Source organism: Marinobacter antarcticus (assembly GCF_900142385.1).
Lineage (GTDB): Bacteria > Pseudomonadota > Gammaproteobacteria > Pseudomonadales > Oleiphilaceae > Marinobacter > Marinobacter antarcticus.
Map to the genome: position 1 here is coordinate 72642 of NZ_FRAQ01000003.1, position 22563 is coordinate 95204.

Genomic DNA, 22563 nt, shown 5'->3' on the forward strand with positions numbered 1-22563 from the left:
TAATTTTCCGCAACCATGTCATCATGAATTCATCATTTTGCGCAGCCCCGGAGTGATTCCGGGAAAACTATTCCGGAGGTTTTTTATGGAGCAGGTGACTATTTACGGTCGTTCAAGTTGCGGGTTTTGCGTGCGTGCAAAGAGCCTGTGTGAGTCCCGCAACATGCCGTATACCTGGGTCGATATGATCGAGCATGACATGACCAAGGCGGACATCGCTGACAAAATCGGCCGCCCTGTCTACACGGTTCCGCAGATTCTTGTGGGTGACAGGTATATCGGTGGTTTCGACCAGTTCGCCGCATACGTGCGTGAGCAGGAAGCAAGTCAGGCTCGCTGATTCTTGCTTTAAAGCTTTGAAAAAAAGGGCCCTGCAGCAATTCTGCAGGGCCCTTTTTTGGCGGCCCGGAAAGGCCTGTACAGAGCGGGAAGAGAATCCGGGCTATCAGAACTTAAAGTCGGTCTTCAGCTTCTTCTCTGCCAGAGTGTTCTTCAGTTTCGCAACCCGGGGTAAGCCATTGTCGAAAGGAGGAAAGCTCTCTCCGGCAATCAGTGGCTCAAGGTACTCCCGGCACTCCCGTGTAATACCAAAACCGTCATCAGTGATGTAATGGATCGGCATTTTCTTTTCCTGGTTGGCCACTTCGCTGAGTGGAGCCTCGCCAATCTTCCAGCGGTACGGCTTTGCCTGCTCGCGCACAATGGTTGGCATAACGGCCTGCTTCCCGTCCAGTGCCATATCCACGGCAGCTTTGCCGACAGCGTAAGCCTGCTCAACGTCGGTTGCGGAGGCAATATGGCGCGCGCTGCGCTGCAGATAGTCCGCGACCGCCCAGTGGTATTTGTGCCCCAGTGCCTGTTTGACCATATTAGCCAGTGCCGGCGCCACGCCGCCGAGCTGGGTGTGGCCAAAGGCATCCTTGGCTCCGGCGTCTGCCAGAAAACGGCCATCTTCGTACTGGGCGCCTTCAGACGCGACAACCACGCAGTAGCCATACTCCTTCACACAGAAGTCGACCCGATCCAGAAACGCATCGCGGTTAAACGGGATTTCCGGGAACAGAATGATGTGGGGTGGCTCGCCTTCGCCTTGGCCAGCCAAGCCTCCGGAAGCCGCAATCCAGCCAGCGTGACGACCCATTACTTCAAGAATGAACACCTTGGTGGAAGTCTCGCACATGGATTTGATATCCAGGCTGGCTTCCAGTGTAGAGGTGGCAATGTACTTGGCCACTGAACCAAAGCCCGGGCAACAATCCGTAAACGGCAGGTCGTTGTCCACCGTTTTGGGAATACCGATACAGGTAATGGGATAGCCCAACTTCTCGCCCATCTGCGAGACCTTGTAGGCTGTATCCTGGGAGTCACCGCCACCGTTGTAGAAGAAGTAGCCGATATCGTGGGCGCGGAATACTTCAATAAGGCGCTCGTATTCACGACGGTTTTCCGAGAAGTTTTTCAGCTTGTGGCGACAGGAACCGAAGGCTCCACCTGGGGTGTGGATAAGCTCCTGAATGGCCTTTTCACTTTCAAGGCTGGTATCAATCAGCTCTTCGTTCAGCGCGCCCAGAATGCCGTTGCGCCCGGCAAACACTTTGCCGATTTTGTCCGGGTGCTTGCGGGCGGTCTGAATGACCCCGCAGGCACTGGCGTTGATGACGGCGGTAACTCCGCCAGACTGAGCGTAGAATGCGTTCTTGATGGCCATCTCGGGGTGGAGCCTCCTGCGGTTTCAATTATGGCGCAGATGATACGCCAAACGCATACGATTTTCATGGCAAGAAGTGCGGATGGCAGTGCTCTTGACGGAGTCGGGCGGATACGGGAGGCTTGTCGGGTTTAAACGAAGAGGACAGTCGGCGAATGCATATTCATATCCTGGGAATCTGTGGCACGTTTATGGGCAGCCTGGCTGTTCTGGCAAGGGAGCTTGGCCACACAGTTACTGGTTCCGATCAGGGCGTTTATCCGCCCATGAGTACTCAGCTTGAGGCTCAGGGCATAGGCCTGATGGATGGCTTCAGTGCACAGCACCTTGAGCCAAAGCCTGATCTGGTGTTGATAGGTAACGCCATGTCCCGGGGCAACCCCGAGGTGGAGGCGGTACTTAACCGCAACATTGATTACATGTCTGGCCCCGAGTGGCTGTCCCGCGAAGTGCTGCGGCATCGCTGGGTTATGGCCGTCGCCGGCACTCATGGTAAAACCACTACCACCGCCATGCTGCTCTGGATTCTTGAGCAGGCAGGGCTTGCGCCTGGTTATCTGGTGGGGGGGGTGCCCAAAGATTTTCCGGTTTCGGCCAGTCTCGGAAACAGTGATTTTTTTGTCATTGAAGCCGACGAGTACGACAGCGCATTCTTCGACAAGCGCTCCAAGTTTATCCACTATCGCCCTCATACTCTGATTCTGAACAATCTTGAGTTTGATCATGCGGATATCTTCGACAACGTAGAAGCGATTGAACGTCAGTTCCACTATCTGGTTCGCACAGTCCCTTCCCAGGGGCTGATAATCCGCCCAAGCCTGGATGCCCATCTTGATAAGGCTGTGGCCATGGGCTGCTGGAGCCCTGTTCAGAGCGCGGCGATTGGCAGCGAGACAACGGGTATGGCGGACTGGCGCGCCGAATTGCTTGCCGAAGACGGCAGCCGGTTTATGGTTATCCATCATGAACAGCCGGTCGCAGTGGTGAAGTGGAGCCAGACCGGCCTGCATAATGTTCGCAACGCCTTGGCAGCCATTGCAGCGGCAAGGCATGTGGGCGTGACGCCGGATCACGCGATAGCCGCACTGTGCCGGTTCTCTGGTGTAAAACGTCGTATGGAATTGCTGGCGGACATTGGTGGAGTGAAGGTCTACGATGATTTCGCCCACCACCCGACGGCAATAGCGACCACGCTGGACGGATTGCGCAATCAGGTAGGCGAAGAGCCGGTTATAGCTCTTATTGAACCCCGCTCCAATACTATGAAGCAGGGCGTTCACCAGCATACGTTATTGCCGAGTGCCGCTTTGGCCGACAGGGTTTATTGGGCCAATCTCAACGATATGGACTGGTTGCCTGAGCTGGTATCTGTGTGGCAGTCAGAAAATCCTGAATCCGGGCAACACAGTGTTGAATCGACCGTAGAGGCGTTGATTGGTCGTGTATTGGCGAACCTGCCCAGCCCTTGCCACATTGTCATCATGAGTAACGGCGGCTTTGGCGGCATTCACGGTAAGCTCATTGCAGAACTCGAACGTATCCATGGCTGATCCGGGACTCAGGGAAGCATTAAGATGACGGAAACCATGACTAATAATCTGTCGAAAGCACGAACGGTCAATCTCGCATTCACCGGCGCGTCCGGTGCCCAGTACGGCCTGCGTCTTCTGCAGTGCCTGGTGGCTGCAGGTTGCCGGGTTAACGTGATGATCAGTAAGGCCGCGCAGATCGTTATTGCGACAGAAACCGACCTGAAGCTGCCGGGAACTCCGCCGGCCATGCAAAAAACCTTGTCTGAATACGCTTCTGCCGAGCCTGGCCAGGTGCTGGTGTTTGGCCGCGAAGACTGGTTTTCTCCGCCCGCTTCGGGATCTGGCGAAAAAGCACCTCTAGTGGTTTGCCCCTGCAGTACCGGAACCCTTTCCGCACTGGCTACCGGTGCCAGTAACAACCTGATTGAGCGCGCCGGCGACGTGGCACTTAAAGAACGGCGCCAGCTGATTCTGGTGCCCCGCGAAGCACCTTATTCCGAAGTGCACCTGGAAAACATGCTGAAACTTACGCGTATGGGCGCCGTCATCATGCCGGCCAGCCCCGGGTTTTATCATCGGCCGGGTTCGGTGCAGGATCTTGTGGACTTTATTGTGGCCCGTATTCTTGACCATCTGGACCTGCCCCAGGATCTCATGCCCCGTTGGGGTGAGGCGCGCGTCAACGCCAAAACGGAGCGTAACGATGGTTTTGGCCAGCATGATTGATGGTTTTAACCATTGAGCGAATCGGCCTGCCGGCAGAGACTTGGTGAGCGTTAATTACAACACTGTTCACTGACTGAGGTTTACCATGATTCCACGTACGCTCTTCGATGCTGATCTTGATGGCTTTCGGGATTCTGTCCGGAAATTCCTTGAGCAGGAAGCTGCGCCATACCACGAACAGTGGGAGAAAGATGGCCAGGTCAGCCGTGAGCTGTGGCAGAAAGCTGGTGAGTTGGGCTTTTTGTGCCCGACCATGCCTGAGGAATACGGCGGCGTTGGCGCTGACTTCCGCTACAGCGCGGTCGTGATGGAGGAGGTCTCCCGGGCCGGGCTTTCCGGTATCGGCTGGACTCTGCATTCCGATATTGTCGCACCTTATATTCTGAACTATGGCTCGGAAGAGCTGAAAAAACACTACCTGCCCAAAATGGCCTCTGGTGAAATTATTACTGCCATTGCCATGAGCGAGCCGGGTGCCGGTTCCGACCTTCAGGGCGTGAAAACCACCGCGTTGAAAGATGGCGACCACTACATTCTGAACGGCTCCAAAACCTTTATTACCAACGGCCAGATGGCAGACATGGTGATTGTTGTTGCCAAAACCGATCCGAAAGAAGGCGCTAAAGGGATCAGCCTGCTGCTGGTTGAAACTGCTTGGGAAGGTTTTGAAAAAGGCCAGAACCTGAACAAAGTCGGCATGAAGGCTCAGGATACCTCCGAGCTGTTTTTTCAGGATGTTACCGTTCCCGTCACGCATCTGCTGGGATCCATGGAAGGGCAGGGCTTCTTGCAGTTGATGCAGGAACTCCCAGCTGAGCGTTTGCAGATTGGCCTTACCGCTATAGCCTCCGCAGAAGCGGCCTGGCAGTGGACACTGGATTACGTGAAAGAGCGTAAAGCCTTCGGCAAGCCGGTAATCAAATTCCAGAATACCCGCTTCAAAATGGCCGAGATGAAAGCAGATATCACGGCAGCCAGGGTGTTCACCGATCGCTGCCTGGAGCTCCATCTTGAGAAGAAGCTGGATATTCCAACTGCAGCAATGCTGAAGCAATACACAACGGACCTGCAGTGCCGGGTGATGGATGAGTGTGTTCAGCTACACGGTGGCTACGGATATATGTGGGAATACCCGATTGCTCGCGCCTGGGCAGACTCACGCGTGCAGCGGATCTATGGCGGAACCAACGAAATCATGAAAGAAATCGTTGCACGGGCGTTCTGAACCGCATTCCGCAATAGCCCCGGGATCAGCTCCCGGGGCTTGTTTGTTACCAAACTTTACAAATTGCCAAGCCTATCAAGGTCTCCGGCAGCCACATCCCCTAAAGTAACGGCACAACCTCTAACAAGGATATATGGTTGCCGTGATGAATCGCCTGATTTGCCTGCCTGTTTCCGTTCTTTTTCTCACCATTGCCGGTTGCGGCAAGGAATCCGATGAGTTGCCCGTGGACGGGCGCGACTTTGAGAGTGTGCCATCTGGTGTGTACGCGAGGGTAGATTATCGCTACAAGAATCTGTCGGAATACTTTGTCGAGCTGCTGGAATAATCGGCAGCCGTGCAGGGTTGGGACGGCAGGGTGCAAGACCTGATTTGGGCTAGTGCCGTATTCAATATTCAAGTTTTTGGGGAAGTTCACACTTCTCGGGGAGAGGAGTGGTGCCGAGGAGAGGACTTGAACCTCCACGCCCTTGCGAGCACTAGCACCTGAAGCTAGCGTGTCTACCAATTTCACCACCTCGGCAGGTGATTTGCAGATTTACCGTTAGTTTGTTGAAAACTAGGCGTTTCTGCCAAAGATGAAATGTTACCTCATCAGATGGCGCGTACTTTAATAATTCCCACTGAAGCTGTCAAACGTTTTTTCAGTAAACGGGTCTAAGGTATTTGTGCGTATAAATGGTGGGTTGTTAGGCAGTCGATCCGTACCAACGTATACTATGCTGTAAATGAATGTGAACAGCGCCGCTGTGGCGCAGTATTGAACAAGGACCCGAATGGTTTCCAGGAATAAAAAACACCAAGACCCCCACGCCGGCCGTGAGGCTCAAAATTATGACAACCCGATTCAAAGCCGGGAATTCATTCTCGCGCACCTGAAAGAACGGGGGGCGCCGGCAACACACGAAACATTGTGTTCAGAGTTCGGCCAGACAACTCCGGAAGGCATCGAGGCGCTGAGGCGCCGGTTGATTGCCATGTGTCGGGATGGTCAGCTTATTTGCAATCGCCGCGACGCCTACCTTCCGATTGAAGAGGCCGATCTGGTCAGCGGCCGGGTTATTGGTCATAGAGATGGCTTCGGGTTCCTGGTGCCGGATGATGGCGGGTCTGACCTGTTTCTCACCGCGCGCCAGATGCGCATGGTGTTTCACGGTGATCGGGTGGTCGCACGCGTAGACAAGGTTGATGACCGTGGCCGGCGTGAAGGCGTCATTGTTGATGTCATAGAGCACCGGACGCATCAGACGGTAGGGCGCTTTTTCAATGAAAGCGGTATTGCCTACGTGGTGCCTGAGAACGCCCGGATCAATCACGAAATATTGGTGCCAGAAGAGAATATCGGAGAGGCTCTCCATGGCCAGTATGTTGTTGTGGACATATTGCGCCAGCCCTCAGGTCGCACCAAGCCAACTGGCAAAATAGTCGAGATTCTGGGGGAGCATATGGCCCCGGGGATGGAAATTGACGTGGCTATTCGCTCTTACGATATTCCCCACAGCTGGCCCACGGAGGTGGGCGAGCAGGCGGCAGCTATTTCGGGTGAAGTGGCAGAAAAGGATAAAGCCAACCGGGTAGATATCCGCAATATGCGGCTGGTGACCATCGATGACGAGACGGCCCGGGATTTCGACGATGCGATATACTGCGAGCCCCGTGGCCGCGGTGCCTATCGTCTGGTGGTGGCAATAGCTGATGTATCTCATTATGTGCGTACGGATTCACCCCTCGATGAGGAGGCTCTGCGCCGGGGCAACTCGGTTTACTTCCCGGATCACGTAGTGCCCATGCTGCCTGAGAAGCTTTCCAACGGCCTGTGCTCTTTGAATCCGGACGTTGATCGCCTGTGCATGGTGGCAGATATGACCATCAGTGCTGCGGGAAACATCAGCGGGTACACCTTTTACCAGGCGGTAATGCGCAGCCATGCCCGGCTGACCTACAACAAGGTCAGCGATATGCTGGAGCGGCCCGACTCGGAGCCGGGTTACCGTCTGTCGGCACAGTATGCGGATGTGCTGCCACACCTGCACAACCTGTACGATCTTTACAAGCTGCTGCGCAAAGCGCGAACAGAGCGCGGTGCTATTGATTTCGAAACCACTGAAACCCGAATTGTTTTTGATGCCGAGCGTAAAATCGAAGAGATTGTGCCGGTGCACCGCAATGATGCTCACAAAATTGTGGAAGAGAGCATGCTGTGCGCCAACGTGGCAGCGGCGCGTTTCCTCAAGAAGCACAAAATGCCGGCGCTTTACCGGGTGCATGATGGCCCCTCTGTAGAGCGACTTAATTCGGTACGCCTGTTCCTGGGTGAGCTTGGCTTGCAGTTGGGTGGCGGAGACGAGCCGACTTCGGCTGATTACCAGGGGTTGTTATCCCAGATAAAAGACAGACCGGATGCCAATGTGATCCAGACTGTCATGCTGCGTTCACTGAGCCAGGCGGTTTACAGCCCGGAAGAGAGTGGTCACTTTGGCCTTGGTTTTCCGAGCTATGCCCACTTTACCTCACCGATTCGTCGCTACCCGGATCTGATTGTGCACAGGGCTATCAAGTCGCGGATTCACAATCCTGAGGTAACGAAGGATGTCGTGTCACCGCGCGTCTCCGATCCGGAGCTGGTGAAGTACCCTTACGATTATGCCCGCATGGAGAAGCTGGGCGAGCATGTATCGATGACTGAACGGCGGGCCGATGACGCCACTCGTGATGTCATGGCGTGGCTCAAGTGCGAGTTTCTCAGTGATCACGTTGGGGAAGAATTTGACGGGGTGATCGCCTCAGTAGTGCCCTTCGGGTTCTTTGTTGAGCTGTCGGATGTATACATTGAAGGCCTGGTGCATATCTCTGCGCTCAGCGGCGATTATTTCCATCATGACTCAGCGAAGCACCGCCTGATTGGCGAGCGGACAGCTGTCAGCTTCCGCCTGGGTGATGAGGTGCGCGTTCGTGTGATGCGGGTTGGCCTTGAAGACCGCAAGATCGATCTGGAGCTTATCAGTACACCGCAACGCCGCCAAGCTGACCGGGATGCACTTGATGTGCCCAAGCGTGACAGCCGTGGAAAGAATGGTAAGCGTTCCGATAAGGGGCGTGGCCGTGGCGGAGCTCCCGGTGCTGATAAGTCGGGAAAAGGCGGAAAAGTGGGAAAGCCTGGAAAGACGGGTAAGCCAGCTAGCGCGAAAGCCCAGCTAGTGGCTGAAGCCGCCCAAGAGGCTGGTAAAAAGCCGAAGAAAAGCTCGGGTAAGCCAGCTGGTACCCGTAAGCCGCGAAAATCGCCGAAGTCAGACAAATAACAGGAAGTTGAATCAGTGTCCGGAGAATTTGTATTTGGCTGGCATGCGGTTGAAGCCGTTCTCAAACGCGAGCCAGGAAGGTTGCAACAGGTCTGGATTCAGACCGGCCGGCAGGATAAGCGGGTAAAGACCATCACCGAGGGTCTGGATGAGCTTGGGGTTCGGTGGGCTGTTGTCCACCGCCGGGAGCTTGATGAACGCGTGGCTGGAGTTCACCAGGGTGTTGTTGCCGAGGTGAATGAAAGTCGCGAGTGGACGGAGGATGATCTTCTGGCCCAGCTTGCGGGGAGCGATAAACCACCGTTTCTGCTTGTGCTGGACGGTGTAACCGATCCTCACAATCTGGGTGCGTGCATGCGCACCTGCGATGCAGTTGGCGTTCAAGCCGTTATCGCGCCCAAAGATAAATCAGCTTCGCTGACGGCGGTAGCCCGGAAGGTTGCCTGCGGCGCTGCGGAATCTGTGCCTTTTGTGCGCGTAACTAATCTGGCGCGTTTTCTCCGCACACTGAAGGATCAGGGTGTGTGGTTGATCGGTGCCGCCGGTGAGGCGGAAGTCACGTTGTATCAGGCTGACTTCAAGGGCCCGGTCGCGCTGGTAATGGGCGCCGAAGGCAAAGGCATGCGCCGGCTAACGCGGGAGCACTGTGATCAGCTGATCAACATTCCCATGCTCGGCCATGTAGATAGCCTTAATGTTTCTGTTGCAACCGGTGTCTGTCTTTACGAAGCCTTGCGCCAGCGCCTTGGTTAACTCTTGCACAGAAGGCTATGTCCGCCTAGAATACCTCACCCCTTTTTCAGGGGAAGGTTTTGTATTGCCTTTATTCAGGCATGCATCGCTTCGCTTTTGATCAAGCCTTTCTTGTAAAGCCTTCTTGATAAAGCAAAAAAAGCCGGCGGCTCAGGCTGCCACCTCCTTGCTTTCATGCGTTCCGGCGAGTCCGTGAAAAAGAAAGCTGCTCAAACCGTAGGGAGAATTCATGCGTCACTACGAAATCGTGTTTATGGTACACCCGGATCAGAGCGAGCAAGTGCCCGCGATGATCGAGCGTTATACCAACGTCATCACTGAAGATGGCGGCAAGGTACATCGCCTGGAAGATTGGGGCCGTCGTCATCTGGCTTATCCGATCAACAAGATTCACAAGGCTCACTACGTGCTGATGAACGTTGAATGTTCACAGACCGCAATGGACGAGCTGACTCACAACTTCCGGTTCAACGATGCCATCATCCGCGAACTGATTCTGCGTCGCGATGAAGCTGATACCGAGCTGTCTCCGATGAAAGCTTCCGAGTCCCGTGAGGACCGTCGCCCCAGCGCAGATGACCGTCCGCGCCGTTCAGCTGAATCTGATGACCGTCAAGAAGAGCGTCAAGATGACAGTCAGAAAGCTGAAACCCAGGACGAAGAAGAGTAATTAACCGGAGTTGAGGAGTTAAGTTATGGCTCGTTTTTTCAGACGTCGTAAGTTCTGCCGCTTCACGGCAGAGGGTGTTAAAGAGATCGATCACAAGGATCTGGATACCCTGAAAGGCTACATCACTGAAACCGGCAAAATCGTGCCCAGCCGTATTACTGGCACCAAAGCACGTTATCAGCGTCAGCTGGCAACTGCTATCAAGCGTGCCCGCTACCTGGCACTGCTGCCGTACTCGGACAGCCACGATAACTAAGTAACAGATAAACAGGACTTGGGACCATGCGTGCACTGGCACAATTTGTAATGCGCGGTCCCGTTCAGGCCAGTGTGGTAGCCGCAGTCACAACTGCGGTACCTTTGCTGTTCTGGATTGGCGCAGCCGTTGTGGGCCTGGTTATTCTCAGGCTTGGTATCGGTCAGGGGCTTACCATTGGTCTCTGGGCATTACTTCCGGCTCTTGGCTGGAGTGTGTTTGGAGGCGATCCAACAGCCTTGGCAGTGTTGCTGCAGGTGATGCTGATGGCGTCATTGATCAGAACAACGCTGTCCTGGGAAAGAGCCCTTTTAGGAGGGAGCTTTCTGGCGATCGTCATGGGGCTTACTTTGCCCATGATGTATCCCGGTTTGCTGGACGAACTCGTTCGCGCCGGGGTCAGTTTTTACGAACAGTACAATGCTGAAGTGGCCCGTTCGCTCGGGGGCGATCTCGAGACGGTTATCCGGGACACGATGAATGCCAGTATGGCGGGCAGTTATCTGGCAGTAGGCGTAGGCATGACAATGCTGGCAAGATCGTGGCAGGCGGGATTGTATAATCCCGGCGGTTTCCGTACGGAATTCCACGGTCTGAAGTTGTCACCTGCTATTGCTGTGGTTTTTGCCGCCACTATGGTTGTAGGTCCGTTTCTCGGGCTGAACGCTATGTTGCTGGTTTGGGTAGCAGGAACGCCGATGTTTTTGGCGGGCCTTGCACTGATCCATGGCATTGTCGGGCGTAAAAATATGAGTGCTCAGTGGCTGGCGATGTTTTACGTTGCGCTGGTGCTTCTGGGCCCAAGTCTGATGATTCTGTTAGTGGTTCTGGCTTTTGTTGATAGCTGGCTGGATATCCGAGGGCGAATAAAGCCTGCCGGGCCGGCTGAATAAAGTACGAAGAGGTTAACGAGATGGAAGTTATTCTGCTCGAGAAAGTTGCAAACCTTGGCTCCCTGGGCGACAAGGTAAAAGTTAAATCCGGTTACGGCCGTAATTTTCTGCTTCCATACGGCAAAGCTGCACCTGCCACTGAAGCAAACCTGAAGGCGTTCGAAGAGCGTCGTGCTGAGCTTGAGAAAGTTGCAGCCGATAAGCTGGCAACGGCTCAGGCCCGCGCTGAGGCTCTGGAAGGTGCGTCCTTCACAGTTACCTCAAAAGCAGGTGATGAAGGCAAGCTGTTCGGCTCAATCGGTGTTCGCGATATTGCAGACGTAATCACTGCTGCGGGTACCGACGTCGAGAAGAGTGAAGTTCGTTTGCCGGAAGGCCCGCTGCGGGCGACCGGTGAGTACGAAATCGAGCTTCACCTGCATTCTGACGTTGAAGTAATCGTTAAGCTGGCGGTTGTTGCCGAGTAATCTGCTTTCTCTGAAAGCAGAGCCGGGCTTGCCCCGGCCTCTGTAACACGCTGGTGGCTTGCGGTGAGCTCTTCGGAGTTCATTGTCAGCCAAACCAACAGGCCCGAACCGTTTAATACGGCTTTCGGGCCTGTTGCTTTCTGGTATGCTGTCAGCATCCGGTAACCCCCTCCCATTGCTGCGACTTTCTACTTACACTGTCGTGGTTATGACGTTCAACTGAAGATGTGTTCATGGCCAAGCCTAATCTGAAGCCCGCGAGTACTGATCCCGAAACCAGCCGAATCAAGGTTCCCCCGCATTCCGTTGAGGCGGAACAGGCAGTGCTGGGTGGCCTGATGCTGGACAACCGGCGATTTGATGAGATCACTGAGATAATCTCCGCTGCCGATTTCTATCGCCAGGACCATCGGTTGATTTTTGGCGCGGTTGAGCGCCTGGCCAGTGAGAACGAGCCGCTGGACGTGGTCACTCTGGCTGAGTTTCTGGAGCGTGCCGGTGATATTGAAGATGCCGGTGGGTTGTCCTACCTGGCCGAAATGGCCGAAAAAACGCCGGGCGCAGCCAATATCCGTGCCTACGCAGAGATCGTGCGCGAGCGTTCTATTCTGAGGCAACTTGTAGAAGTTTCAGGCAAGATTTCAGATTCGGCCTTCAATCCCCTGGGGCGAAATAGCAACGAAATTCTGGACGAAGCCGAGCGCAACGTATTCCAGATTGCTGAGTCGAGAGTCAAAGAAGGCTCCGGCCCCCAATCTATTAATCCTATTCTGACCAAAACTCTGAGCCGTATAGAAGAGCTGTTCGAGTCCGGTGAGCAGACAACGGGCCTGACCACAGGGTTCAGAGATGTAGACGAGCAGACTTCCGGTATGCAACCGGCAGACCTCATTATCGTGGCAGGCAGACCTTCAATGGGTAAAACCACGTTTGCCATGAACATTGTCGAGAATGCGCTTATAAGCACAGGTACGCCGGTTCTGGTGTTCAGTATGGAGATGCCGGCAGATGCGCTTGCCATGCGTATGCTTTCATCCCTTGGGCGGATCGACCAGAGTAAGGTTCGCGGCGGCAAGCTGGAAGAAGACGATTGGCCCCGGCTTACTTCCGCCGTCAGTCTGCTTAAAGACAAACCCCTGTATATTGATGATACGCCTGGCCTTAGCCCCACGGAGCTGCGCTCCCGCGCTCGCCGGATTGCCCGTGAGAACGGCGGCAAAATCGGTTTGATTATGGTGGACTACCTGCAGTTGATGCGAGTGCCGGGCAACACGGAAGGCCGGACGGCAGAAATCTCCGAAATCTCCCGGTCTTTGAAGGGCATTGCCAAAGAGCTCAGCTGCCCTGTGGTTGCTCTTTCGCAGCTTAACCGGAGTCTTGAGCAACGCCCAAACAAACGCCCGATCAACTCCGATCTGCGTGAATCTGGCGCGATCGAGCAGGATGCGGACGTGATCATGTTTGTTTACCGTGATGAGGTGTATAACGAGGACACGCAGGATAAAGGTATTGCCGAAATCATCATTGGCAAACAGCGTAATGGTCCTATCGGTACTATTCGCCTTGCGTTCATCGGGAAATACACCAAGTTTGAAGATCTGGCTCACGGTGACTACGGCGATTACAGTGGTGAATACTGATGCCGCGCAGCACAACCGCCTACATTAATCTGGATGCACTACGACGGAATTACCGCACGGCCAGTGAGCGTGCGGGCAGTGCGAGGTCTATGGCCGTTGTGAAAGCTGACGGTTATGGCCACGGCATTGCCCGGGTGGCATCAGCCCTGGCGGATGTTGCGCCCAAGTACGCAGTCGCATGCATTGAAGAGGCGTTGGCCATCCGTGCGGCGGGCCTGGCCCAGCCAGTGGTGCTGCTCCAGGGTGTGCATGCCCGTGATGATCTGGCCGATTGCGAACGTGGCGATTTTGAGCCAGTACTGCACAGCGAGTATCAGTTGGTGTGGCTGGAGCAGGGCGGCTACGCGCCCCGGTTCTGGTTGAAGGTTAATACCGGTATGAACCGTCTTGGTTTTCGGCCGGATGATCTGCCCGCCGTGATGGCAAGGATGGAAAAGACGGGCGCCGGGCGTCGGCTTCTGGGTTTTGTCAGCCACTTTGCCTGCGCTGATGATACCAATAGCACAATGACCGCAGCCCAGACGGCCGTCTTTGTAACAGCAACATCGGCTTGGCCGGCCCTGATGAAGAGCGTGGGCAATTCCGCGGCCCACTTTATTCCCGGCCAGCCGCTGTTTGACTGGAGCCGCCCAGGAATCATGCTTTACGGTGGGTCACCGGTCGTTGGCAAGACAGGCCCAGAGCTGGGTCTTGAGCCCGTCATGAGCCTGGAGGCGCCGCTCATCACGACACGGGTAGTCAGAGCCGGTGAAACCGTAGGTTATGGTGGGGCCTGGGTTGCAGAGCGCGATACCCGCATGGGTATGGTGGCCGTTGGCTACGCAGATGGCTATCCCCGCCACGCCGGCACCGACACACCTGCTGCGATTGGTGGTCGCCGAATCCGGCTGATTGGCCGGGTGTCCATGGATATGCTGGCGGTGGACCTGAGCAATGCCCCGAAGGCCGTTGAGGGTGATCCTGTTGAGCTTTGGGGGCGCACAGTCGGAGTGGACGAGGTTGCCAGTTGTGCGGGCACCATCTCTTATGAGTTATTGACGGGTGTTACCAGCCGCGTTCCCCGCACGTATCTTTAGCGTGCAGGGCATGCTGGTGGCCCGGTTCAGGCATCTTCTGGCTCGTGAATAATCTCCTCGATGAAATCGAGAATGACAGCCAGGCTGCGGTCATCCAGTTTTTTGAGTACTTTATGGACGACCATTTTGCTGCCTTTGAGCATGCTGCTGATGCCCACTCTGGCCATGCCCAGCATCATGCTGCTGGCTTTCAACCGTCGGAGTGGTTCCAGAAAAAAGAAGTCCAGGCCAGCGTCGGTCATTTCCGTGATCAGGCTGTGGAGCTTGTCGACCGCTTCCTTGTCGGCCTTGCCGCGCTTTCGCAGTTCTTCCACTGTATAGAGCGCGCGGGTGCGCAGTTCGTCTGGAATGGGCGCAACAATGTGACTGTGTTGTTTCAGCATGGCGATCCCTGATGTTGTATGCTTATGATAACGATGACAAAGATGGTGCTGATCAGGTTTGGCTGTCTGCATCCTTTAACGTGAACCATTCTAAGAACCGATGACGGGAAACCATTGGCCTGATGGGGTCCCGAGGCACGTCATATCAGTAATATCCGGAGGTATCGAACTCTAGTGCATGTACTTGTTGTTCACGATTATGGACCCTTGGGGAAAATTCTGCTTGAGCGGCTTCGGGAGACATCTCTGCGTGTCAGTCCTTTGCTGGTCAGCGATCCTGTCAGCGCAAATCTCAGTGCGCTGGAGAGCTGGATTCCGGAAGACACCGATCTCATTGTTAATGCGCTATGGCTGGCAGACCCTGAGGCCGCAGAGCGGGATGCCGAGGGCACTCACAGAGCAGCGTTTTCCCTACCCGTAGCCATCGCGGAGTTTGCCCGAGACAGAGGTATGGCGTTGTTTCAGTTATCCTCGTGCTATGTGTTTGATGGCCGTAAACAGAGTGGTTACATAGCCTCCAACCCCGGCCACCCGGTAAATGAGCTGGGCAGCTGGCAGTGGGAGTGTGAACAGGCGTTGCGTACGCTCTTGCCCAGGCACATCATATTACGTACCGGCTGGAGCCTGAGTCGTTTTATTCGGAAGGTTCAAGCCAGTACTGCCTCTGATGAAACTTTGTCGCTGCCCGGGCGGTGTATGGGTCAGCCTGTGTCCGTACGAGATCTTGCGCGGGTAATAACCGCCGTTATACAGCAGCTGGATTGTGGTGCCGAAGTATGGGGAACATTCCAGTATGCCGGTGCGGAGGAAGTCAGTCTGTATGAGCTGGGCCTGGCGATTGCCGGCTTACCGGGTATTCCTGAGGGTCTTCATGTGGTGGATAAAATGCCGGCATGGGGGGCTCTGGAACCGCCAAATACCGCGCTGATCTGTACAAAAATCCGCAATACTTTTGGCATCAAACAGTTTCCCTGGCGCTCCGGGTTGGTTGATGAATTGGCAATATTGAGGAGCGAGGCAAAGCATGTGGAAGCCAGAGCGCCGGCCGAATAGCGTCGGCCGGTTTCGGTAAAAACAGTCTATTGCTGGCAACCCTGGCGGGAAAACTCCCGGGTTACCATCTGCAGTGCTTCAACATCAAGCAACTCCACTTCACGACCCCGTGCACGGATGATGCCCTGATTCTGGAAGCGGGTGAAAACGCGGCTGACTGTTTCCACGGCAAGTCCCAGGAAGTTGGCAATGTCATTTCTGGCCATTGGCAGGCTGAAGTTAGTGCCAGACATGCGCCTGCGCTGGAAACGGCTGGAAAGCGAAAGAAGCAGGGAGGCAATGCGCTCCTCAGCGGTATTTTTGCTTAACAGCATTGCGAGCTGGTGACTGTTCTGGATTTCCTGGCTCATAAGGTGATACATGTGGTGTTGCAATTCTGGCAGCTTGCCGGTGAGCTCTTCCAGCTTATCAATCGGGAACTCGCACACGTTGGTGCGCTCCAGAGCCTTGGCTGTGCAGGCGTAGGCTTCACAGCTCATGCTGTCCAGACCCACAAGCTCACCGGGCATAAAGAAGCCTGTGACCTGCTCCTCGCCGCCTTCGGTAATAATCGATGTTTTGACTGAACCGCTTTTTACGGCAAAGCAGGAGCGAAATGGCTTGCTCTGATCAAAAATGTGTTCGCCGCGATTGTAAATGCGACCCTGCTGAACGATGTCTTCCAGACTGTCCAGATCGTTGTCCTGAATGGCCAGAGGCAGACACAGATTGCTAAGGCTGCACTGGTGGCAGGACGCTTTGAGAGGAGAGGGAGCTTGGCGAAATTTTATTGCTTGGGCCATCGCTTATAAACCATCCAAATTGATGCAAGTCAAATTGCTACTCTAATACGCGAGAGCCGGTTTGCCAATGACCAAACTTGAGCACATGTGTATATAGTGGAAATAAAAGGCGGAGCCAGAGAGCCTGGCTCCGCCTGTATAGTCGTCAGGCTGGCAGTTTCTCAAACACCAGAGACGCGTTTGTTCCACCAAAGCCGAAGCTGTTGGACATAACGGTAACAAGATCGGCTTCCCTCCCCTGAGGCCCTATCAGAGGCATATTTCCAATGGCCTCATCTACAGAGGCAAGATTGGCGGTGCCGGCAATAAAGCCGTGCTGCAGCATCAGCAGGGAATAAATGGCCTCATGAACGCCTGCGGCGCCTAGGGAGTGCCCGGAAAGAGACTTGGTGGATGAAATGGCGGGAATATCGGTGCCAAAGGTCTTATGTATGGCACCTATCTCGGCTGCATCGCCTACCGGGGTACTGGTTCCGTGGGCGTTGATGTAATCAATCTTGCCGCGAACGGTCGCCATGGCCTGCTTCATGCAGCGCTGAGCACCTTCACCCGAGGGCGCTACCATGTCGTAGCCATCGGAGGTGGCACCGTACCCGGTAAGCTCCGCAATAATGTTGGCGCCTCGCTTTTGTGCGTGTTCAAGCTCTTCCAGCACCACCATGCCGCCGCCGCCGGCGATCACAAAGCCATCACGCCCGGAATCAAACGGGCGGGAGGCAGTTTCCGGCGCATCGTTGTATTTGGTGGAAAGTGCGCCCATGGCATCGAACATCATGGTAAGGCTCCAGTCTTCTTCCTCACCACCACCGGCGAATACAATATCTTGCTTGCCGTTCTGGATCTGCTCCATAGCGTGACCTATGCAATGCGCACTGGTGGCGCAGGCAGAGGACATGGAGTAGCTCACACCACGAATCTTGTAAGCGGTGGCCAGGCATGCGGAAACCGTGCTGGTCATGATGCGCGGCACCATATAGGGGCCGATGCGTTTCACACCTTTTGCCCGCATGATGTCGGTCGCTTCCACCTGGCTTGAACAGGAGGAGCCGCCAGAACCGGCAATCAGCCCCGTGCGTTCGTTGGAAATCTGCTCATCGCTCAGGCCAGACTGGGCAACTGCCTGCTCCATGGCGAGATAGCTGTACATCGCAGAGGGGCCCATGAAGCGCCGGACTTTGCGGTCAATAACCGTGGTGTCGATTACTGGAGAGCCGGATACCTGGCTGCGGAATCCCATTTCCTTGTAGGTTTCGTTGAAGCGAATGCCAGAGGTTCCGTTTTTCAGGCTTGCATAGACTTCATCAAGAGAGTTTCCGAGGCAGGAAACGATGCCCATGCCGGTGACGACGACTCGTCTCATACTGTTCTCCTTATTGGCGGCGGCCAGAACGGGATGCTTTGGAGGCGGCCTTCTTATCTGTCAGTTTAGACTCTTTTTCAGCTTCGGCGGCAGCGGCTTCCAGTATCTCCACTTCTACCATCTCCGGCGTCTCCAGGGAAATCCGCCCCAGAGTACCGGCGCGGAATTCATTGAGCAGTACTTCAGAGACCTTGTTCAGATCGGGCACACCACCACGCCCCAGAAACCGGCGTTTGGCTGCAATTCCGTCCATCACGGCCAGGCCGTCCACTGGCAGCTCATCAAAGCCGTAACGGGCTTTCACCAGTTCCGGGTAGGCCTCCCGCAGGTAGTCGGCCTCAAACAAGGCGATGTCTTCGAAGTCCAGAACTGAACTGCGAATGGCTCCGGTGATCGCCAGCCGGTAACCGCATGCTTCGGGCGACAGCTTCGGCCACAGGAATCCCGGGGTATCGTAAAGAAGAATGTTGTCGGGCAGCTTGATGGTTTGTTGCGACTTGGTCACGGCCGGCTCGTTACCGGTTTTTGTGGCCGGGCGCCCGGCCAGGGTGTTTATCAGAGTGGACTTGCCGACGTTGGGTATGCCCAGGATCATTACCCTTAGAGCGCTCTTCTGGCGATCGTGGTTTGGTGTCATTTCACCGGCCAGCCGGAGAATATCCAGTGCTTCACCGCGCTGATTATGGGTGAGGGTGATGGTTCTCACGCCGCGTTCTTTCTCGAGCCACGCCTGCCACTTTGCAGTGACGTCCGGATCGGCCAGATCGCGTTTGTTAAGGACTCTGATCAATGGTGTTTCGCCACGCAGGGCTGGCACCAGCGGATTTTCGCTGCTAAAAGGAATGCGCGCGTCCAGTACCTCAATGATGAGATCCATCTGAGGCATGATCTTTTTGATCTCCTTGCGGGCTTTGTGCATATGCCCTGGAAACCAGTTAATGGCCATTTTTCTGCTCCGGCGTTGGATGAATCGCGCCAGTATGAAGGGGAATGACCAAACTTTCACATTTGTTTCGATTCGCTCATGTGGCGGGTTTTGAGCGGGCAGGGTGCACAACATGTACAAAAACAAGGGGTACCGGGGTAAAAATCAGGGCCGGGATGTTTTAGGCTGTCACTGCAGATATCCATCGAGATCAAATCGCACAATCAAAACCTTAACGGAGATTTCTATGAAACTCGCAAAACTGTTCGGTACTGCTCTTGTTGCGTTGAGCCTGTCGGCACCGGCATTGGCCCAGCAAGCAGCGGTTGGCAAGCCGGATCAGGTTGCCCAACTGGCACAGATGGTCGGGCTTTCGGAGGATCAGCAAAAAGAGATCCGCGGCATTCTCGATGAAATGCAGGGCGAGATTGGCACGCTGCGCGAAGAGGCCCGCGCCTTGCAAAAGCAGATGCAGAATGAAATCAAAGCGGATTATGATGAAAATACCATCCGCGAACAAGGTGATGATCTGGGTGATGTGACCGGTGAAATCGCCGCGCTTGCAACCCTGATGCAGGCCAGAGTAGACGGGGTGTTCACGCCGGAGCAGCGCGACGAGCTGGATAAGAAGATGCAGCAGATGCGTCAGCAAATGCAGCAGCGCCAGATGATGCAGCAACAGGGTCAGTAATCGCGAATGTCTGTAGCAATCTGACCGAAGCCGCCTCACGGAGAAGAGCTGTGAGGCGGCGTTCCTGTAAAGGCGGGTTGTAGCGTGTTCAGTCTAGGCTTTTTACAGGAATCTGCATGGCGTCAGCGACAGGCACCTCAGGCACTGCAAGCCCTAGGTTATTCTTGTCGAACACCTTGTCCGCCCGGTAGCTGGAACGCACCATGGGGCCGGAGGGTACTTCCATAAAGCCTTTTTCAAGGCCGATCTCACGATACCTGTTGAACGCTTCTGGCGTTACGTATTGCTCTACAGGTAAATGATTTGGTGTTGGGCGCAGATACTGGCCCAGCGTCAGGATGTCTACGCCAATTGCACGCAGGTCGTCCATCGTGGCAAGGATTTCTTCTTCGGTCTCGCCCAGGCCCAGCATCAGGCTGGTTTTGGTGAGCACATCCGGGCGATATTGTTTGGCATGTTCCAGTACGCTGAGAGTTTTCTGGTAGCCGGCGCGTGGGTCACGTACACGGCGCGTCAGCCGTTCCACGGTTTCCACGTTCTGCGCAAACACCTCCAGGCCGGAATCCAGCACCTTCTCCACATTGGACATCACTGCATCGAAGTCTGGCGTCAGCGCTTCCACTGCAACTTCGGGTGTGCGTTGTTTGATCGCTGAGACGCAGGCGGCGTAATGGGCGGCACCGCCATCATCCAGATCGTCCCGGTCTACCGAGGTAAGCACAATGTAACGCAGCCCCATGAGCTCGACGGACTTAGCTGTGTTTTCCGGCTCGTCATTATCCAGCCAGCCATTGGGGTTACCGGTATCCACTGCACAGAAACGACAGGCGCGGGTGCACACCGAGCCCAGCACCATGATGGTTGCTGTGCCGGCCGTCCAGCATTCACCTATATTGGGGCAGTGAGACTCCTGGCATACGGTGCTCACCCGGTTTTCGCTGACGTTTTTGCGCACGGCTTCATAGCGTTCACCGCCGGGCATACGCGCTCTTAGCCAATTGGGCTTGCGTTCAACCGGTACCGATTCCTGATTTGCTGAGCGTTTTACGCCATCTTTGATAGCCGAAAATCCATGCTCATTGCGGAATTTGGAACCACTGGTGACGCGGGGCTTTGCGCTTTCGCTCATTGCAACCAGACTCTCATTAAGGCTAAGGGGAACCTTAGAGAATAATAGGCTGGCGGGGCAGTTACAAGGCAGGTAAGGGCAATCACGGGCTAACAGAAGGGATACCGGGCACGACTTTCGTCGTACCCGGTTGAGGCTAATCAAGCCTGGGCTTTTTCCAGGGCCTGAGTGATGTCGGCCAGTATGTCGTCCACATGCTCAATGCCGATAGACAGACGTACCAGATCTTCACTAACACCCGCGCTCTTGAGCTCTTCCGGGTTCAGCTGGCGGTGTGTGGTAGTTGCCGGGTGACAGGCCAGAGATTTGGCATCACCAATGTTCACCAGGCGGTAGATCAGATCCAGCGCATCAATGAATTTCGCGCCAGCTTCAAGCCCGCCCTTGATCCCGAAGCTTACGATGCCGGATGCCTTGCCACCGCAGATTTTGTCGCAGGTGGCCTTGAACGGACTGTTCGCCAGCGTTGCGTAGTTCACCCATTCCACCGCCGGGTGATTCTGCAGGAAGTGGGCAACTTTCTCGGCGTTCTCGCAGTGGCGCTCCATGCGCAGCCCCAGAGTTTCCAGGCCCTGCATGATCAGGAACGAGTTGAAAGGAGAGAGCGCAGCGCCTGTGTTGCGCAGCGGCACAACGCGGCAGCGACCAATAAAGGCGGCAGCGCCCAGAGCTTCGGTGTAAACCACGCCGTGATAGGACGGGTCCGGCTCGTTCATCATCGGGAACTTCGCGCCGTTGGCCTTCCAGTCGAATTTACCGGAGTCCACTACAATGCCGGCTACGGTGGTGCCGTGACCGCCGATGTACTTGGTCAGAGAGTGGACTACGATGTCTGCGCCGTGTTCGAACGGGCGGCAGAGATAGGGCGTAGCGACCGTGTTATCCACAATCAGCGGAATGCCATGCTTATGGGCAACCTCGGCCCAGCGAGCAATATCGACCACATTGCCAGCGGGGTTGCCAATGGACTCGCAGAACAGCGCGCGGGTCTGGTCATCGATGGCTTTTTCGATCGCATCGAAATCATCGTGGCGGACCATGCGGCACTCAATACCCTGGTTGGGAAGCGAGTGAGCGAAGAGGTTGTAGGTGCCGCCATACAGCTGGCTGGTGCTGATAATGTTATTGCCAACCCGGCAGATGGTTTGCAACGCATAGGTAATTGCAGCCATGCCGGAAGCAACCGCCAGAGCGCCCACACCGCCTTCAAGCGCCGTCATACGCTCTTCAAGCACTGAGTTGGTCGGGTTCATGATTCGGGTGTAGATGTTGCCCGCAACCTTCAGGTCGAACAGGTCTGCACCGTGCTGGGTATCGTCAAATGTGTAAGACGTGGTTTGGTAGATCGGAGTGGTGGCTGCCTTGGTGGTCGGATCGCCTTTGAAGCCGGTGTGAAGGGCGAGCGTCTCGAATTTCATGTTAACTTCCTTGCGAATGAATAGTCGGTGTTGTCAGGTTCGGACCTCAGTATGCCATATAGATTTGGCAGGGTTTATAACGGTATGCAATCGTCACATACCGGAAGATCATATGCATTCGATGAGGGAGGGTAGTATCGGAAAGCTTTTGGGAACAGGGCGCGTTATTTGCGGGCTTGGGAAGCAGATAATGACTGATCCGTTAGCCGTTTAAGTGTGTGATCAAAGCCCAGGTTGAAAATGTAGTTCCAAACCGTGGCCAGAGTAGCGCCAGTCAGACCGAGTACGCCGATTTTTTCGAGAGAGTAGCCGAAGGCAGAGGCTGCAAGGGGAATGGAAATCAGTAGCCCTAGAACTTCAAAGGAAACCGCTTGCCGGATTCTGTCGCCGATGGTTCTCATGAGGACTCTCCGCAGAGGCAGGATGTTGCGCGCTTTCATTGCCCGTAAATAAAAAAAGGCCGCGACCTGAGTCGCGACCTTTTTCGAATAATGGTAGCAAGGGGCGGAGTTGAACCGCCGACCCCAGCATTATGAGTGCTGTGCTCTAACCAACTGAGCTACCTTGCCATCGCTTC

23 protein-coding genes and 2 tRNA genes are annotated in these 22563 nt (G+C 55.1%); 15 read left to right on the top strand and 10 right to left on the bottom strand.

What is annotated here, in order from left to right; translation table 11 throughout:
- Positions 1-85 precede the first annotated feature (85 nt).
- A complete protein-coding gene (locus BUA49_RS14360) occupies positions 86-340 on the top strand; it encodes a GrxA family glutaredoxin (protein ID WP_072798839.1) in 255 nt (84 codons plus the stop codon).
- 105 nt (positions 341-445) lie between these two features.
- Here the strand turns inward: BUA49_RS14360 and BUA49_RS14365 are convergent, their stop codons facing one another.
- Positions 446-1708 (bottom strand): 6-phosphofructokinase, encoded by a 1263-nt coding sequence (locus tag BUA49_RS14365; RefSeq protein WP_072798841.1) that lies wholly within the window; start codon positions 1706-1708, stop codon positions 446-448.
- Between the two features lie 155 nt (positions 1709-1863).
- Between BUA49_RS14365 and mpl the strand changes: the two genes are divergently transcribed.
- From mpl to BUA49_RS14385, 4 genes are all read left to right on the top strand, one after another.
- The gene (mpl, locus tag BUA49_RS14370; RefSeq protein WP_072798843.1) at positions 1864-3258 is read left to right on the top strand and encodes a UDP-N-acetylmuramate:L-alanyl-gamma-D-glutamyl-meso-diaminopimelate ligase; all 1395 of its coding nucleotides are present in this window, start codon (positions 1864-1866) and stop codon (positions 3256-3258) included.
- 24 nt (positions 3259-3282) lie between these two features.
- Positions 3283-3966, top strand: a complete 684-nt coding sequence (locus tag BUA49_RS14375) for a flavin prenyltransferase UbiX (RefSeq protein ID WP_407656706.1) — start codon at positions 3283-3285, stop codon at positions 3964-3966.
- An 85-nt stretch (positions 3967-4051) separates the two neighbouring features.
- Positions 4052-5191 (top strand): acyl-CoA dehydrogenase family protein, encoded by a 1140-nt coding sequence (locus BUA49_RS14380; RefSeq protein WP_072798845.1) that lies wholly within the window; start codon positions 4052-4054, stop codon positions 5189-5191.
- Between the two features lie 145 nt (positions 5192-5336).
- On the top strand, positions 5337-5519 hold the full coding sequence (locus tag BUA49_RS14385) for a hypothetical protein (RefSeq protein WP_139248796.1): 183 nt from the start codon (positions 5337-5339) through the stop codon (positions 5517-5519).
- 108 nt (positions 5520-5627) lie between these two features.
- Here the strand turns inward: BUA49_RS14385 and BUA49_RS14390 are convergent.
- Positions 5628-5714 (bottom strand) — tRNA-Leu (locus BUA49_RS14390).
- A 253-nt stretch (positions 5715-5967) separates the two neighbouring features.
- Here BUA49_RS14390 and rnr point away from each other — a divergent pair.
- The 8 genes from rnr (at position 5968) to alr (ending at position 14245) form a co-directional block, all read left to right on the top strand.
- Positions 5968-8490 carry a ribonuclease R gene (rnr, locus tag BUA49_RS14395; RefSeq protein ID WP_072798848.1) on the top strand — a complete coding sequence of 841 codons (2523 nt, stop codon included), beginning with the start codon at positions 5968-5970 and terminating at the stop codon, positions 8488-8490.
- 15 nt (positions 8491-8505) lie between these two features.
- Positions 8506-9243 (top strand): 23S rRNA (guanosine(2251)-2'-O)-methyltransferase RlmB, encoded by a 738-nt coding sequence (gene rlmB / locus BUA49_RS14400; protein ID WP_072798850.1) that lies wholly within the window; start codon positions 8506-8508, stop codon positions 9241-9243.
- Positions 9244-9472: 229 nt separating this feature from the next.
- Entirely contained in the window at positions 9473-9913 is a 441-nt protein-coding gene (gene rpsF / locus BUA49_RS14405; protein WP_072798852.1) for a 30S ribosomal protein S6, read from the top strand.
- Positions 9914-9938: 25 nt separating this feature from the next.
- On the top strand, positions 9939-10169 hold the full coding sequence (gene rpsR, locus BUA49_RS14410) for a 30S ribosomal protein S18 (RefSeq protein ID WP_072798854.1): 231 nt from the start codon (positions 9939-9941) through the stop codon (positions 10167-10169).
- 26 nt (positions 10170-10195) lie between these two features.
- Positions 10196-11062, top strand: coding sequence for a YybS family protein (locus BUA49_RS14415; protein WP_072798856.1), 867 nt, complete (start codon positions 10196-10198; stop codon positions 11060-11062).
- 20 nt (positions 11063-11082) lie between these two features.
- Positions 11083-11529, top strand: a complete 447-nt coding sequence (rplI, locus tag BUA49_RS14420; protein WP_072798858.1) for a 50S ribosomal protein L9 — start codon at positions 11083-11085, stop codon at positions 11527-11529.
- Between the two features lie 233 nt (positions 11530-11762).
- Positions 11763-13169, top strand: a complete 1407-nt coding sequence (dnaB, locus tag BUA49_RS14425) for a replicative DNA helicase (RefSeq protein ID WP_072798860.1) — start codon at positions 11763-11765, stop codon at positions 13167-13169.
- Positions 13169-14245 carry an alanine racemase gene (gene alr, locus BUA49_RS14430; protein WP_072798862.1) on the top strand — a complete coding sequence of 359 codons (1077 nt, stop codon included), beginning with the start codon at positions 13169-13171 and terminating at the stop codon, positions 14243-14245. Before dnaB ends, alr begins: the two co-directional genes overlap by 1 nt.
- Before the next feature lie 26 nt (positions 14246-14271).
- On the opposite strand, the gene BUA49_RS14435 is transcribed toward alr, so the two are convergent.
- Entirely contained in the window at positions 14272-14628 is a 357-nt protein-coding gene (locus BUA49_RS14435) for a hypothetical protein (protein WP_072798864.1), read from the bottom strand.
- A 174-nt stretch (positions 14629-14802) separates the two neighbouring features.
- Between BUA49_RS14435 and BUA49_RS14440 the strand changes: the two genes are divergently transcribed.
- On the top strand, positions 14803-15681 hold the full coding sequence (locus tag BUA49_RS14440; protein WP_072798866.1) for a sugar nucleotide-binding protein: 879 nt from the start codon (positions 14803-14805) through the stop codon (positions 15679-15681).
- A gap of 26 nt (positions 15682-15707) precedes the next feature.
- Here the strand turns inward: BUA49_RS14440 and fnr are convergent, their stop codons facing one another.
- The 3 genes from fnr to ylqF all read right to left on the bottom strand — a co-directional run bounded on the left by fnr (position 15708) and on the right by ylqF (position 18769).
- Positions 15708-16463 carry a fumarate/nitrate reduction transcriptional regulator Fnr gene (gene fnr, locus BUA49_RS14445; RefSeq protein WP_072798867.1) on the bottom strand — a complete coding sequence of 252 codons (756 nt, stop codon included), beginning with the start codon at positions 16461-16463 and terminating at the stop codon, positions 15708-15710.
- 145 nt (positions 16464-16608) lie between these two features.
- Entirely contained in the window at positions 16609-17823 is a 1215-nt protein-coding gene (fabB, locus tag BUA49_RS14450; RefSeq protein WP_072798869.1) for a beta-ketoacyl-ACP synthase I, read from the bottom strand.
- Positions 17824-17833: 10 nt separating this feature from the next.
- Positions 17834-18769: a ribosome biogenesis GTPase YlqF gene (ylqF, locus tag BUA49_RS14455; protein ID WP_072798871.1), complete on the bottom strand. Its 936-nt coding sequence runs from the start codon at positions 18767-18769 to the stop codon at positions 17834-17836.
- Positions 18770-18995: 226 nt separating this feature from the next.
- Between ylqF and BUA49_RS14460 the strand changes: the two genes are divergently transcribed.
- Entirely contained in the window at positions 18996-19439 is a 444-nt protein-coding gene (locus BUA49_RS14460) for a Spy/CpxP family protein refolding chaperone (protein WP_072798873.1), read from the top strand.
- An 88-nt stretch (positions 19440-19527) separates the two neighbouring features.
- On the opposite strand, the gene lipA is transcribed toward BUA49_RS14460, so the two are convergent.
- The 4 genes from lipA to BUA49_RS14480 all read right to left on the bottom strand — a co-directional run bounded on the left by lipA (position 19528) and on the right by BUA49_RS14480 (position 22555).
- On the bottom strand, positions 19528-20568 hold the full coding sequence (gene lipA / locus BUA49_RS14465) for a lipoyl synthase (RefSeq protein WP_072798875.1): 1041 nt from the start codon (positions 20566-20568) through the stop codon (positions 19528-19530).
- 140 nt (positions 20569-20708) lie between these two features.
- Positions 20709-21986, bottom strand: coding sequence for an O-acetylhomoserine aminocarboxypropyltransferase/cysteine synthase family protein (locus BUA49_RS14470; protein WP_072798877.1), 1278 nt, complete (start codon positions 21984-21986; stop codon positions 20709-20711).
- 164 nt (positions 21987-22150) lie between these two features.
- Positions 22151-22387 carry a chlorhexidine efflux transporter gene (locus BUA49_RS14475; RefSeq protein WP_072798879.1) on the bottom strand — a complete coding sequence of 79 codons (237 nt, stop codon included), beginning with the start codon at positions 22385-22387 and terminating at the stop codon, positions 22151-22153.
- 91 nt (positions 22388-22478) lie between these two features.
- Positions 22479-22555 (bottom strand) — tRNA-Met (locus BUA49_RS14480).
- Positions 22556-22563 lie beyond the last annotated feature (8 nt).